This is a genomic window from Streptomyces sp. NPDC043812 (genome assembly GCF_056436245.1).
Genome location: NZ_JBWKCY010000044.1, coordinates 1 through 13,138, shown reverse-complemented (window position 1 = coordinate 13,138; position 13,138 = coordinate 1). Strand labels below are relative to the sequence as shown.

Annotated in this window: 13 protein-coding genes; all 13 read right to left on the bottom strand. The window is 72.6% G+C overall.

The genetic code is table 11. From position 1 onward, the window contains the following. Nucleotide 1 precedes the first annotated feature (1 nt). The 13 genes from AC067Z_RS36565 to AC067Z_RS36505 all read right to left on the bottom strand — a co-directional run bounded on the left by AC067Z_RS36565 (nucleotide 2) and on the right by AC067Z_RS36505 (nucleotide 13,126). Nucleotides 2-535 carry a phage baseplate assembly protein V gene (locus AC067Z_RS36565; RefSeq protein WP_478793963.1) on the bottom strand — a complete coding sequence of 178 codons (534 nt, stop codon included), beginning with the start codon at nucleotides 533-535 and terminating at the stop codon, nucleotides 2-4. Next, nucleotides 532-1,653 carry a hypothetical protein gene (locus AC067Z_RS36560; protein ID WP_478793962.1) on the bottom strand — a complete coding sequence of 374 codons (1,122 nt, stop codon included), beginning with the start codon at nucleotides 1,651-1,653 and terminating at the stop codon, nucleotides 532-534. Before AC067Z_RS36560 ends, AC067Z_RS36565 begins: the two co-directional genes overlap by 4 nt. After that, nucleotides 1,650-1,976 (bottom strand): hypothetical protein, encoded by a 327-nt coding sequence (locus AC067Z_RS36555; RefSeq protein ID WP_478793961.1) that lies wholly within the window; start codon nucleotides 1,974-1,976, stop codon nucleotides 1,650-1,652. The genes AC067Z_RS36560 and AC067Z_RS36555 overlap by 4 nt, the downstream gene beginning before the upstream one ends. Before the next feature lie 45 nt (nucleotides 1,977-2,021). Next, the gene (locus AC067Z_RS36550; RefSeq protein ID WP_478793960.1) at nucleotides 2,022-2,675 is read right to left on the bottom strand and encodes a hypothetical protein; all 654 of its coding nucleotides are present in this window, start codon (nucleotides 2,673-2,675) and stop codon (nucleotides 2,022-2,024) included. Between the two features lie 30 nt (nucleotides 2,676-2,705). Next, on the bottom strand, nucleotides 2,706-4,574 hold the full coding sequence (locus AC067Z_RS36545) for an eCIS core domain-containing protein (protein ID WP_478793959.1): 1,869 nt from the start codon (nucleotides 4,572-4,574) through the stop codon (nucleotides 2,706-2,708). Next, nucleotides 4,571-4,822 (bottom strand): hypothetical protein, encoded by a 252-nt coding sequence (locus AC067Z_RS36540; protein ID WP_478793958.1) that lies wholly within the window; start codon nucleotides 4,820-4,822, stop codon nucleotides 4,571-4,573. Before AC067Z_RS36540 ends, AC067Z_RS36545 begins: the two co-directional genes overlap by 4 nt. After that, complete coding sequence (locus AC067Z_RS36535; protein ID WP_478793957.1) at nucleotides 4,819-6,912, bottom strand: ATP-binding protein; 2,094 nt, start codon at nucleotides 6,910-6,912, stop codon at nucleotides 4,819-4,821. The genes AC067Z_RS36540 and AC067Z_RS36535 overlap by 4 nt, the downstream gene beginning before the upstream one ends. Then, nucleotides 6,909-8,105: a Pvc16 family protein gene (locus AC067Z_RS36530; RefSeq protein WP_478793956.1), complete on the bottom strand. Its 1,197-nt coding sequence runs from the start codon at nucleotides 8,103-8,105 to the stop codon at nucleotides 6,909-6,911. The genes AC067Z_RS36535 and AC067Z_RS36530 overlap by 4 nt, the downstream gene beginning before the upstream one ends. Further along, nucleotides 8,102-9,031 carry a hypothetical protein gene (locus AC067Z_RS36525; protein WP_478793955.1) on the bottom strand — a complete coding sequence of 310 codons (930 nt, stop codon included), beginning with the start codon at nucleotides 9,029-9,031 and terminating at the stop codon, nucleotides 8,102-8,104. The genes AC067Z_RS36530 and AC067Z_RS36525 overlap by 4 nt, the downstream gene beginning before the upstream one ends. Further along, nucleotides 9,028-9,819 carry a hypothetical protein gene (locus AC067Z_RS36520; protein ID WP_478793954.1) on the bottom strand — a complete coding sequence of 264 codons (792 nt, stop codon included), beginning with the start codon at nucleotides 9,817-9,819 and terminating at the stop codon, nucleotides 9,028-9,030. The genes AC067Z_RS36525 and AC067Z_RS36520 overlap by 4 nt, the downstream gene beginning before the upstream one ends. A gap of 4 nt (nucleotides 9,820-9,823) precedes the next feature. Beyond that, nucleotides 9,824-10,348 carry a phage tail protein gene (locus AC067Z_RS36515; protein ID WP_478793953.1) on the bottom strand — a complete coding sequence of 175 codons (525 nt, stop codon included), beginning with the start codon at nucleotides 10,346-10,348 and terminating at the stop codon, nucleotides 9,824-9,826. Nucleotides 10,349-10,362: 14 nt separating this feature from the next. Then, nucleotides 10,363-12,093, bottom strand: coding sequence for a phage tail sheath family protein (locus AC067Z_RS36510; RefSeq protein WP_478793952.1), 1,731 nt, complete (start codon nucleotides 12,091-12,093; stop codon nucleotides 10,363-10,365). A gap of 652 nt (nucleotides 12,094-12,745) precedes the next feature. Continuing rightward, nucleotides 12,746-13,126: a DUF6009 family protein gene (locus AC067Z_RS36505; RefSeq protein ID WP_478793973.1), complete on the bottom strand. Its 381-nt coding sequence runs from the start codon at nucleotides 13,124-13,126 to the stop codon at nucleotides 12,746-12,748. Nucleotides 13,127-13,138 lie beyond the last annotated feature (12 nt).

Below are 13,138 nucleotides of genomic sequence, written 5' to 3'. Positions count from 1 at the left end.
CTCACTGCACCATCAGGGCGCCGTCGTTGACGATGACCTGCTTGCCCATGAGCCTGATGCTGGCCAGGCCGGGACCGCAGGACAGTTCGATGCCCTTTTCGTCGATCTTGATGAACGGCCCGGCGGGGCCGTGGAGTTGCAGGGTGATGCCGCCCAGCGGAGCGCTCTGGTCGCTGATCACCAGTGCGTTCTGGCTCGGAGTCGCCAGCACGATCTGCGGGATGCCGGGCGCGGTGAGCTTGGCGGCCGGGGGGACCTCGGCCGGGCCGCCGCGCCAGAAGCCGAGCCAGACGGGCAGTTCGGGGTCACCGTTCAGGAACTTCACCCACACCCCGGATTGGGCAATCGGGACGACGTGCATCCCGTAGCCCGGACCGGCGAGCGGGGAGAGTGGTTCCGCCCAGAAGCTGGGGGAGTTGCCGAGCACCTCGGGCACGCGCACCAGGAGCCGGCCGCACTGGGTCGGGTCCACGTTGGAGACGACCACGCCCTGGTAGAGGCCGTCCCATCGCTTCGTCGCGGCGGGCTTGGTCACGGGATCACCACCGGTGTGTTGGAGACGAGTCCGTCCCGGCTGAGCTGGAAGCTCTGCTTGTACTCCCCGCGCCGGATGTCATGGGTGACACTGCGCACGTAGTACACCCCGTCGTACGCGAGCCCGGCGCCGCGGACACCGACCAGATGGCGGGCGCTGAGCACATGTCCGTAGCGCAGGACGTCGAGCTTTCCGCTGCCGGAGATCGCGTCCGCGGACGCCGAGGTGCGGCTGAGCCCCAGCAGCAGGACCTCGGGGATCGTGCGGCCGGTCAGGTCGGGCAGCGGCTTCTCTTTCATGGCGATTGCCGGCCGGACGGCCAGGGGCGGGCGAAGCAGGCTGACGTCCGGTACCGGCAGCTCGAACGTGATCTTGGTGTTGGGTTCGGTGAGCGGGATCGTGTACTGGATCCGGCTGAGCCCGTCGTAGCCGAAGGTGAGTGACTCGACGTTGGTCGCGGGCCCCGAGTCGACGGTGAGTGCGGGCTGGAGGATTCCGGCGCGCACTTCGGGGCCCCAGTAGGCGATGCTGACGCCCGGCGCGGGCCCCGGTTCGAGGAAGAACACGTAACCGGCGTCGGTCGCCATGTCCCGCAGGTACTCGAGGTCGGTCGACGACTGGACGGGGATCTTCTTCGTGGGATCCGGGAGGTTGCTGATCACCGTGGGCACGGCGGCCGGGATGATGCCGTACTCGGCGTAGCGGGCGCACACGGCCATCGCCCGCAGGTTGCACGGCATGCCGGGATACTCGGCTTTGACGTGCCGCAGGCCCATCAGGACCGTCAGGTCCTCGCCCGTCAGGGTGAGCTGCGAAGTGCCGGGCGAGGTACCGGGGTTGAGCTCCTGCCTGGTGACCACGCCGTCCATCAGCACGTGCGGGACACCGCCGACCACCGCGACCACGATCACCCTGGTCTTCGGGTCGAGGGCCCCCGAGGGCAGCAGCACCTGCATCACCGGCGAGCGCTTGGCGACGGCGAAGGTCAGCTGGAAGCCGCTGGCCGCCCCGCTGGAGCTGGTGACCTGGACGGACTGCAGGGCGTCCAGCAGCACGGCCGGGGCCGGCGCGGCCACCACCCGGCCCATGAGCAGCATCAGCCGCAGGTTCGCACTCATGAGGAGGCGGCTCCGGTGACCGGGATGCCGGGCAGTCCGGCGGGGAGGGTGATGCGCAGGCGGCAGCCCGGGGTGGCGGTGAGGTCGTCGGGCCGCACCACCCGGTGGGCATCGGCGATCCGCCAGTCCTGGTCCGGGTCGCCGAAGTGCCGGGCGGCGATCAGGTCCAGCCGGTCGCCGCCCACCACGACGTGCTCGCCGAGCGGCGCGAGCTCGTCGGGCTGCGGGAGGAAGCGACGCCGGACGTAGGTGACGGTCCGCCCGTCCGGCGCCGTCCAGGTCGCGGTCGCGATGCCGTGGTACCGGCTGGTGGGCTCGAACATCCGCTGCCTTTCTCGGGTTCTCGGGGTCGTGTCCGGGGGCGGGCCTCAGAGGGCGGTCAGGCCCACCGCCTCGGGCCCCCCGGTGCCGACGAGGTCGGCGAACCGCTCCTTGGTCTGCTGGTAGCGCAGGTACAGGACGCCCGCCTTGTGCCGGAAGCCGACGTCGTCGACGGTGAGGGTGCGCATGGAGAGCCCCACCTTGGCCCGGATCGGGTTGAGTTCCCCGTCGTACGCCTCTTCGGTGACGGTGAAGTCGACGATGCGCACGGGGACCACCCGCCGGGTGCCGAGCACCAGCGCGGTCAGCGGCGCCTCCAGGGGCGCGATCTCGATCATCCCGGCCGAGGCGAGGCTCTCTCCTTCAAGCAGCTGCGCGCTGGGCGGGTACACGGCGCTCTCCAGCGCCGCCAGCGCCCCGAACAACCCGGTCCGCCCCACCTCCGTGGACCGGCACCCCATCGGGTCGAGCTGGTCGGCCGCATCGAATTCGGCGTCGAGCTTGAACGTCTCCTTCGGCGGCCCCTTGAGCCGCAGCGCCTCCAGCCGACTCCCCGCCTCGTCCCCCACGCCCTGCGCGGTGAGCGTCCGGGTCACCGTGTCAGGGTTGTACTGGAACGGCACCACGCGCAGCACCCGCCCCTGCTCGGGGTCGAGGAACACGATCCCGCCCCGCAGGGCGGGCGGTCCGGAAGAGGTCATCAGGCGGTCTCCGCTCGGATGGAGGGTGTGTTACGGCTGGGCCGGTGCGGCGGGGCCATTGGGGGCCGGCGGGTTCTGGGCTTCGAAGTGGAAATACCACTCCTTGAGGAGCTGGGCCCACGCCATGAGGTAGTTGTCGTCGTCGGCAAGGCGGTCCCGCAGCTCGGTCGCCTCGTTGATGGCGTTGTCCGCCAGGTTGATGAGGTGTTGGAGGTCCCTGGTCAGGTCCCACAGGTGAACCTGCTTCGACTCGGCGGCCTCGTCCAGCACGCGCAAGGCGTGGCTGACGTCCAGCAGCTTCTTCGCGGCGTCCCGGCGCTGCTCGGCGCGCTTCTTGTAGGTCTCGATCCGGCGGATGTCGGCGTTCGTGTCGTTGAGTCGGGAGTCCACGACGAACGAGGCCGACACGACCGCCCGGGTCGTATCGCGGATGGCGTCGAGGTCGCCCGAGGCGCCGATGGCCACGAGCGAGGACGGCAGGTTCCTGAGCTGCTCGCTGTACGTGTCCTGTTCGGCCCGGGCGTCGACGAGCAAGGCGCACATGCCCTCGAGCTTCGCCGCCTCGTCGTGGAGGATGACCGGCGCTCCCTTGCCCGCCTGCTCGGCCTGCCACTGGACGGCGAGCATCTGGTCGTACACGGCGAAGGGGACCTTGACGAACTCGACCGCCTTGCGCACCTTCACGAGGGTAGAAACGGCTGCCAGGACCTTGAGACTGGTGGGCAGCTTCCCGGACAGGCTGCCGGCGAGTTTGACCCGGGCGAGCGCCACACCCCGTGCCGAGGGCGGCGGGTCGACCACGACGATCCTGAGCGGGATCCGGCCGTACCGGGCTCCGCTGCGGGCCTGTTCGGCGGTCTCCCTGAGGATTGCCTGCTCCGCAGGGCTCTTGCCCGAGAGGCCGGGCACCTCGACGTGGATCAGCAGGGCGTCGGGCTTCTCGTACACCGTCCGGTTCCACGTGCCCTGGGCCGTCTTGCCCTCACGTTTCGCGCCCTCCATGGGCCAGTTCTTGGCTTCCTCGGGGCGGACGATCGCTTCGTGGAACCCGTTGACGGCGTCCTTCACGTCCTTTCGGATGCGCCTCTGCAGGGCTTCCATGCTCATGTCGTCCTGAGGCGTGAGGCGCTTGATCTGGATCCAGGTACCGCCGGTGACCCGTTCGTGGACCTCGACCCGCCCGCCTTCCTTCGGGTTCGTCGTCTGCGTGTACTGGGGGGTGCCGCCCCCCATGACGAGATCGATCCCCAACTGCTTGATCTGGGGGCGGCGGGCAGGGGGATAGAAGAAGGCGTGTGTGTCGCCCTCCAGGACCTCGTGGCTCTCGGAGCGGTGCACCCCGACCCGGGCCCCCACCCGCACCTTCCTGTCCGGCGCCGGGTCGCGGGCGATGCGGTCCGCCTCGGACTCCGCCACCGCGCCGTCCGCGTGGCCGGCGGCGCCGAGGTCCTGCTGGACGACGTGGGCCAGTTCGTGGGTCAGCAGCTGGTTGCCCGGCGCGGTAGCAGGGGCGAAACGTCCGGCGGCGAAGGCGATGTGGTGGCCGACGGTGAAGGCCCCGGCCCGCAGGGCCCGGGCGGCCCGCGCCGCTTCGGGGTCGGTGTGGACGCGGACGTGGCTGAAGTCGTGCCGGAAGCGGTGCTCGGCGTCCGCCCGTACCGCCGCGGGCAGCGGGGCGCCCGGGCGGCGCACCACCTCCCGGGCCGGCTGCGGCAGTCCGGCCTCGGGCACGGGCTGATCGGCCGACCGGGTCCGCAGCTCGCTGAAGTCCCGCACCCATGTGCCGGGCCGCTGGGGCTCGTCCGGGCCCGGCCCGGCGGCCCGGCGCAGCGGGCGCGCGGGGGCGTGGGCCGGCGCGGACGGCGTCGCGGCGGTGTTCCGCGGGGCCTTCGTGCTCACCGGCCGCCCCCCGTCGGGCGGGTCAGGACGGCGTGGACGGTTACTGCGAGGGCGTGGCCGAAGGCCGTGGGGTCGGGGGGTGCGGGGAGGGTGGGGGGCGTGAGGCGGTGGGTGTGGTGGGGGGTCGTGGGTGGGGTCTGGGTGAGGAGGTCGGTGAGGCGGGAGGTGAGGGCGGCGCGGACGGCCGGGGCGTCTGCGGGGTCGACGCCTTCCAGCACGATGCGGCCGATGTGCAGCTCGATCCTCACAGGCCCGCCCCCTTCGGCACCGGGGCCGGCCAGGCCAGGTCGTGCTCCGGCACCGGGGTCTCGGTCTTGCGCAGTTCCGCCCGTACGGCGGCCAGGACGGCCGGCATGGCGATGGCGCTGGCCGCGCCGGCGGCCGCGAAGGCGGCGTTGAGGGCGATGTTGCGGATCATGCCGCCGCTGAGCGGCAGGCCGGCCAGCCGGTCCAGGTCCAGTGGCTCGACGGGGGCGCCCGCCGGGAAGGCGCGCGCCCACATCTCGCGGCGCTCCCCCATCCCGGGGAAGGCGAACGGCACGATGAAGCGCAGCCGCCGCAGGAACGCCGAGTCCAGCGCCCGACGCTGGTTGGTGGCGAGGATCGCCAGCCCGCGGTAGGCCTCCATCTGCTGGAGCAGGTAGCTCACTTCGATGTTGGCGTACCGGTCGTGGGAGTCCTTGACCTCGCTGCGCTTGCCGAACAGGGCGTCGGCCTCGTCGAAGAAGAGGACCGCCCCACCCGGCTCGGCGGCGTCGAACAGCCGCCGCAGGTTCTTCTCCGTCTCGCCGATGTACTTGCTCACCGCGGCCGACAGGTCCACGCGGTACAGGTCGAGCCCCAGGTGCCCGGCGAGCACCTCGGCGGCCATGGTCTTGCCGGTGCCGCTGGGCCCGGTGAACAGGGCGCTGATGCCCAGCCCCCGGCTGACCCGCTCCCCGAAGCCCCACCGGTCGTGCACGGTGGCCCGCTGCGCCACCTGGTCGGCGATCTGCCGGAGCAGGGCCGTTTCCTCCTCGGGCAGCACGATGTCCTCCCAACCGACCCGGGAGTCCAGCCGTTGCGCCAGGGGGCCGAGGCGCGGTCGAGTGCGCACCAGACAGCCCCGCCAGGCCTGTTCCGGGTCGCCGCCGGCCGCGGTGCCCACCTCGTGGATGGCCGACAGGTCCAGTGTGAACTGGCTGGCCAGCCGGTCAGCGTCCGCGGGCGACAGGACGGCACCCCAGGCGGCGGCGCGCTCCAGGGCCGGTGGAGGCGCCACCTCGACGGCCGCCGTCGGCGCGGGTACGTCGGCCCGGGCCTCGCGGGTGGCCACGCAGCGGGGGCCGCCGCTGCGTTCGAGGAACCGGGCGACCTGTCCGGACCGCTCGGGGGCCTCGCCAGGGCCCGGGGCGTCGTCCGCGTCGAGGTAGAGCGCGAGCGGCGCCAGGCGGGCCTCGCGCTGCCACAGGCGGGCCAGGGCGTCGAGCTCCTCGGCCGAGTCGGGGAGCAGCCGGGCCGGCAGCCCGTACAGCAGCAGGCCGGAGTCGGCGGCGGACTGCTCGGCCACCGACCGCTTGCTCTCCCGGTCCGTGCCCAGCAGCTGGATCACCGGCAAGCCGTCGGCCTCGCCGGGCCCCGGGTCGAGCCAGTGACTGAGGACCTCCTCCACCGCCGCGTGCCGGGCGGCCGACGGCCGCTGGCCGGTGACTGCCGGGGCCGGCCGGAGGGGGGTCAGCAAGGCGTGCAGGCGTACGTCGAGGTGGTCGAGGCCTTTGAGGTGGTTGACGATCCGCTCGTCGGCCCGCAGGGGGCTGGTCACCAGCGACTGCCCGGGGGCCCGGTCGACGTCGACGAGCCGCCAGTAGCGCAGCCCCCGGTACGGGGACAGCACGTCCCAGGCCGGGTCGGGGAAGAGCGACAGCGCGAGGGCGAAGGTGGGGTGGGGGGCGAGCGGCCTGCCCTGAGCCCGGGCGTACAGGTCGGCGATGCCGGGGTCGAACTCCGGTGCGGCGCACAGCAGCAGGGTGTCGCGTTCGAACGGGGAGAGGCCGAGCAGGTCGCCCAGGCCGACGAGCGCCGGGGGGTGGGTGTTCGGAGACGGGGGTGCGTTCGACGACGGGGGTGGGGGCGGATCGTCGGCGGCACCGGCGGGTGCCGTGGGCCCTTCGGGTGCCGCGGCCGGGGTCGCGGCGGCGTCGGGATCCGCGGCCGGGTCCGTGTCGCCTTCGACGGGTGAGCCGGTGGCCGCTGCGATGTGTTCGCGCAGGAGGGTCCGCAGCCGGGCGAGGGAGTCGGCCAGGTGACGGTTGTTGTGTTCCTCCCACTCGCCCCGCACAGACGAGGAGTCGGCCCTCATGACACCACCACCGCCGCGTCGGCCGGGAACTCCGGGCGCCCTGCCGCGTTCACGGCGGGCAGGCTCTCGACGTCGTCTACCCGCAGCCGCAGGGCGTGCCGTCCGGGCCGGGCGTCCGGCCAGCGGAACCGCAGCCGGTCCGTCGTGTTCGCGAAGGCGTCCTCGGGTGCCAACGGCCGGTCTCCGACGATCAGTTGGACTCGCTGGCCCGGGTGGACCGGCGGCGCGCAGCGCACTTCGAGCCGTACCGATCCACCGGCCTCGCGTTCCACCGCCAGCGGCAGCGGTTCGACCAGGCGCGGCGCTACACCCAACGGCAGTGGCCGGGTGGCCTGTTGGGTGCCGTCGGCGGCGGTGAGCACCACGGCTGCGGACCAGGTGCCCGCGGCCAGGTCGTCGGGGATTTCGAAGCGGGCATCGGTGGCGTCCGCCTCTTGCGCGGAGACATCCACCGGCCCGCCCAGCAGCGGATGGGTGAGGCGCAGCAGGGCCTCCCCGCCGTCGAACCGGGTTCCGGTGAGGGTCAGTTCGTCGCCGGGCTGCACGGTCTCGGGGATCACGGACGTCAGTGTCGGCAGCGGGCCGGCGGTGTTCGCGGCTGCCGCGGGGCCCCGGTCCTGGTCCCCGCGGCCCAGCACAGGGAGGGGTGCCCGGCCGGGCCGTGAGCTGTCGAGCAGCACGAGGCGCGCCTCGTAGGCCACGGAGGTGCGGTACTGGCTCTGGAAGGCGCTCCACAGCTTGGAGATGTCGTCGGTGGTCACGGTGACCGGGGTGATCCGCACCGGCTCCGGCTGGAGGTGCAGATCGCTGAAGGGCGCCGCCCGCCTGATCTCCTCGGGCCCCAGCTCTGCGTGGTCGTGCAGCACGAGCATGGCGGCCCCGAGGATCCGGTGGGCCGTGGACTCCTGGGCGTCGCCGCTGGCGTACGGGGTGAGGAGGTAGTGCAGGACCAGGGGCAGCGCCGGTCGCCCGGTCTCGCCTGGGCGCGTGCCGACGGGGTCGAGGTTGCGCCAGCTCCCGTCGACGGACGTCCGGTACAGGAAGACGTTGAGGGCGGCGGCGGGCCGGTCGGCGGTGACTTCGTCGGGCGGGCGGGCCGTGACCACGGCGCCGGGCACCTGGCGGCCGACGGCGCCCTGGAGGATCGCCCGCAAGGTGTCCGTCACGGCGGCCACGGCGAAGCTGTCGCTCACGAGCGCCCCCTGAGGTATTCGTCGAGGCCGAGCCGCGGCTGGCGGCGCGGGGTGCGCGCGGGGGCCGTCGGCTGCGGGGCGGCCCGGACTTCGAGCCGGTCGATGGTGATGCGCACGACGGGGTCCGCGGCCTCGGCCGGTGCCCCGTACGGCTGCGCCGCCGGGCGGGGCGGCCCGCCGGTCAGGGCGGTGCGCACCGGGCGCACGGGGTGTCCCTGGTGTCCGGGGGGTGCCGTCGCGTGCACGGGGTATGCGGGGGCCGGGGGCACGGCGGACGGCGGGACGGGCTCCGGGGCGTCGGCGGGCCGCGCCAACGATGCGTCCTCGGGCGGGAGTTGGGCGCCGGACACGGCTGCCGGCGCCCCGGGAGCCGGGCCGGCCGGGGGCGAGGGGTGCACAGTGCCCGGCGCCCGGACGTCGGAGGTACCGCCGACAGCGGGCGCGGGCTCGGCCGTCGGGAGGACTGACCGCTCGACAGCAATCGGTGCGGGGCACGCCCGGACGTCGGAGGTACCGCCGACAGCGGGCGCGGGCTCGGCCGTCGGGAGGGCTGACCGCTCGACGGCAATCGGTGCGGGGCGCCCCGCACCGATTGCCGTACGCCGCGCCTGCGGCGCGTGCTCGGCGGGCGGGGCCGCCCGGTGGGAGGCTGCCGCGGGGTCATGGACCGGGGGTCCTCCCGGGTCTTCCGTGTCTTCGGGCGGGGCGGGGGGCGGGGGTTGTGGGGGCGGGCCCGTCGGGGACAGCGCGTGGGGGGCCGGGTGCGGAGCCTCGTACGGCAGGGCCGGTGCCGTCTCCTCCTCCGTCACCGGAAGGGGATCGCCCGGGGTCCGGAGCCGGGTCGCCCCCGGGTCGAACAGGGTCGGCAGCTGGGGGCGCAGCCGGGGGCCCGGTGCGCCGAGCAGCCGGCCCACGAAGTCACTCATGCGGTCGCCGCCTCCAGGTAGTACTGCCGTCGGACCGGGCTCACCCCGAGGACCTCGGCCTCCGTCCACCCGTAGGCGCGGGCCAGCACGTGCACCTCGTGGAGCAGTCGGCGGGCGTAGGCCTCGACCTCGGCCCACAGGTATCCGGCGAGGTCGAAGGCCGCCGTCCAGCTGTGGCGGCAGTACGGGCAGGTGAGCGCCACCGCGGTGTCGGCCCCCGGGTCGAGGGCACTCAGCCGCTCGGCCACCGCTTCGAGGACCGCATCGCTCGGCCCTTCGGGGGCCGGCGGTACGGCGCTCAGCACGCACCGGCCCAGCAGGGCCCGCCGCGCCGCGGGCGCGTCGGGGTCCACGGCCAGCAGGTCTCCCCCGGTCAGGGCGCGGTAGGTCACGTCGTGCCCGTCGACGCGGACTCGGCCGGCGGCGGGTGCCCCGCCGGGCGGGACGTTGCGGTCGCCGGGGGGGCGCAGCTCGGCGGTGGTGAGGGTGACATCGAGCTGTTCGGCGCAGTGCGGGCAGTCGGCGGCGCACGGCAGCGCCGTACCGAAGCAGCGTTCGCGCAGGTCGAGCAGGAGGGTGTTGAGGGCGGCCAGGGTGCGTTCGGCCACGGGCTGCATGCCCGCCCGCGGGCCCGGCTGCGCCCCGGGCTGCGGACCCGGCTGCCCGTTCCCGGCCGGCCCGGGCAACGCCGCCGCAGCGGCGAGCAGCAGGGCGCGGGCCGGCGGTTCCTGTCCGCTGCCCGTCTCCCAGATGTCCAGGAGCCGGGCCTCGGTCAGTTCGGCCGTCACCGGGTCAGCCCGAGGCCGTGTCGCTGAACTGCGGCAGCTGCGGCGTCTCGGTCCGCTCGCGCACCCAGCCGTGGTGTTCGAGCTTGATGTGCTCGAACGCGACCGCGTTGGCGTTGGCGTCGAGGTCCGGGAGCGCCTGGTACTCCGAGACCCAGCAGTCGTGGACGGAGTACGAGAGCACCTTCTGGCCGCCCTCGTCGAACACGTCGATGATGAGGTCCCGGCGGAAGTCCTTCAGCGAGGTCTCCAGCGATCCGGTCGCGTTGCGGAAGCTCCAGACGCGGTTGGCCCACTCCTCGAACACGGTGTCGGTGGTGCAGCCCCGCTCCAGGGTGACGGGCTCGTACTCGGTGCGGCCCGGGAGCTTGTGGCTGGTGCCGGGGCTGCCGCCGTCGCGGTGTTTGATCACCTCGGTGGTCCGCTTGAGGCCGCTGACTTTGCTGACCCCGGCGAGGTACTCGGTGGACCCGCTGAACTTCACCCGGAACCGGAAGTTCTTGAAGGGGTCCCTGCGCGTGATGTCGGGCATCGGACGTCCTCCTGCTAAGTCTGGATCTGGCCGGCGAGCTGCTCGATGTGGATGATCACGAACTCTGCGGGCTTCAGCGGCGCGAAGCCGACCTGGATGTTGACGATGCCCCGGTTGATGTCGTTCTGCGGGTTGTTCTCCCGGTCGCACTTGACGAGGTACGCCTCGTCGGGGGTGCGCCCCTGGAACGCGCCCTCGCGGAAGAGGGAGTTCATGAACGCCCCGACGTTCAGCCGGATCGACGACCACAGGGGTTCGTCGTTGGGCTCGAACACCACCCACTGGGTGCCGCGGAACAGGCTCTCCTCCACGAAGAGCGCGAGGCGGCGGACGGGAAGGTACTTCCACTCGTCGGCGAGCCGGTCAGCACCGCGCAGGGTGCGCGCGCCCCAGGCCACCGGCCCCACCAGGGGGAGCTGGCGCAGGCAGTTGACGCCGAGCGGGTTCAGCAACCCGTTCTCGCGGTCGGTGAGCACCGCGGTGAGCCCGGTGACCCCGGTGAGCGAGGCGTCCGTGCCGGCCGCCGCCTTCCAGACCCCCCTCTGGGCGTCGGTACGGGCCAGCACGCCGGCCATCACGCCGCAGGGCGGGAAGGCCTTGGTCTCACCGTCCAGGGGGTCGAGGGCCAGGACTTCGGGGAAGTAGAGGGCGGCGTTCTTGGCGGGGTCGCCGGGGAGCACGGGCTCGTCGAGAGCGCTCTTGGCGACGGCGGCGGGATTCTTGTCCTTCCAGCCGCCCGGCGGATCGACGAGGAGGATCGCGCGCCGTTCGACGCACAGTTGCAGGGCTTCGGGCAGGACCTTTTTCGGGGCCCCCGGCAGGCACAGCAGGTTGAAGATGTCCGTCTTGAGGAGCGCGTGGATGCCGGTCTGCTTGGCAGCGTCGCCCAGGTAGTCCAGCTCAGGGCTCCCATCCGCGGGCGTGTTTGCCTGCGGCACGGCCGGCTGTTCGAAGAGGGTGTGCGTCTGCGGCTGGCCGCCCCTCCGGTTCCGGTTGCCCCGACCCCCGTTGCCACCGCCGTTCCCGTCGCCCCCCTCGTCGCCGTCGCCCCCCTCGCCTTCGCCCTCTCCGTGCGGCTCCTCAGGCCTGCCCTCGCCGTCGGGTTTCACGGTCACGACCCGCTCGCCGGCGAGAGGATCGTCGGAAGCCTTGTTCGGCGCCTGGTGCGCTGCCGGGAGTCCCTCCCCTTCACCCTCGGGGGCAACGACCACCAGTCGGGATCCGCTCAGGACCTTCTTCAGGCTGCGAGGGCTGTCCGGCTCGGAGCTGACGTTGGTGTAGGTCTCTTGCACACCCGTCCCCACGTCCCGGACGGTCAGGTTGTACAAGACGTCGTCGTTTTTGGGGATGTTGTCGTGGTCGACACGGACCCGCAGGTTCCTCGCCCAGATTCCCGGACTCGCGGCCTCGAGGGTGGGCCGCTTGTCGTCTTCACCGCGCGTGGGCTCTCTGCCGACCCGGACCCTCAGCCTACTTGCGTCGGCGACCAGCCGGACGATCTCGGCGTCGGTGCCGCCGTTCAGGAAGAACTGGTAGACGGCGTGGCCCATCGGGTTGCTCGCATCAAGCCCGCCGAACTGGGCCTCGTAATCGGCCCAGCCGGTGATGTGTACGGGTTCGTCGGACGGGCCGCGCGGGGTCGGGCCGACGAACGCGGCCACCGACGTCGGAACGCCGGTGATGGTTCGCACCCGGCTCTTCACTTCATGGATGTAGACGCCGGGGAACGAGACGTTCACAGGCATGGGCAGCCCTCTCTCCAGCTGTCGACGCGGGGTTCTGGGACGGGAACGGCGGTCGAGCAGCACCGTAGGCACACGAAGCGGCCCGCGTGCGGCCGCCGCTCCGCCGACCCCCGTTTGCCTGCCCCGTACGGCGTAGGACGCGACGGAGGCACCGAATGGCAGAGCGTGCAGACGCGGTGGCGCTACGCGACCGAGGCATGCACGAGTAGACCCCTTGCGTCGGCGAGGGCCTTGGATGAACGAGACCACCATGCCCGCGGCCTGCCGCCCGTCGACCAGGTCATCACACTGCTGGCACCGCTCAAGGAGAGCGGCCGGCACTCGGGCCAACGCCGGTCAGCCGGCCGGCTGGAGCGTGGGCGCTCTGCTGGAAGAGGACAGCTGTGGATCAACAGTCCCGCGGATCAGATCATGCGGCACCACGCGCAAGCCGACCGGATCACCGACGGTGCCGGCTCGGTCAACTCAGTACTGCGCAACGGCGGAGCCCTGGGAATGTCACGGATGATCAGGGCTCTCTCAGGAGTTCACCGTGTTCTTCCCGCGGGCCAGGTCCCGTTCGTCGCCCGCGCAGGACCGGCGCCGTGACCTCCAGCAAGCTTTTCACCGGGTACGCGTATACCGCCGGTTCCGAGCACGCCTCAGCAGTACGTCAGGAGGGCACTATCTCGTTCCTGCACTTCCCTGGGGAACGAGGGGTCTTCTCCCCCACCCGACGGGGCCGGATGGTCCGGGGGGCGACCGCTTCCCCTGGGGCGCCTTCCTTGTAGAGACCCTCGGGCTCGTTGGGCCGGTCGTGGGACAACAGGAAGAAGGTGCGGCGCTGGAAGAGGCCACTGTCCGGGTGGGCCTCGGCGTCCTTGTCGAGCTCCACGTAACCGACCATGCGTCCGTCACGGGCGTAGCGGGGCCTTCCGCTGCGGCGGGCGCTCTTGTCGAGCGCCTGGCGCACGTAGTCGAGGTCGTCGAGGTCTTCCAGCCACACCACGTTCGCTTCGTGTGCGAGCTGGCTTTCGTGCAGCAGCGAGCTCATGGACGCAGCTCC

Bases quoted from the DNA above. Each gene is read 5' to 3' on its own strand.
- AC067Z_RS36505 (WP_478793973.1), bottom strand. From the start codon at position 13,126: ATGAGCTCGCTGCTGCACGAAAGCCAGCTCGCACACGAAGCGAACGTG.
- AC067Z_RS36525 (WP_478793955.1), bottom strand. From the start codon at position 9,031: ATGAGTGACTTCGTGGGCCGGCTGCTCGGCGCACCGGGCCCCCGGCTG.
- AC067Z_RS36515 (WP_478793953.1), bottom strand. From the start codon at position 10,348: ATGCCCGACATCACGCGCAGGGACCCCTTCAAGAACTTCCGGTTCCGG.
- AC067Z_RS36510 (WP_478793952.1), bottom strand. From the start codon at position 12,093: ATGCCTGTGAACGTCTCGTTCCCCGGCGTCTACATCCATGAAGTGAAG.
- AC067Z_RS36550 (WP_478793960.1), bottom strand. From the start codon at position 2,675: ATGACCTCTTCCGGACCGCCCGCCCTGCGGGGCGGGATCGTGTTCCTC.
- AC067Z_RS36555 (WP_478793961.1), bottom strand. From the start codon at position 1,976: ATGTTCGAGCCCACCAGCCGGTACCACGGCATCGCGACCGCGACCTGG.
- AC067Z_RS36560 (WP_478793962.1), bottom strand. From the start codon at position 1,653: ATGAGTGCGAACCTGCGGCTGATGCTGCTCATGGGCCGGGTGGTGGCC.
- AC067Z_RS36535 (WP_478793957.1), bottom strand. From the start codon at position 6,912: ATGAGGGCCGACTCCTCGTCTGTGCGGGGCGAGTGGGAGGAACACAAC.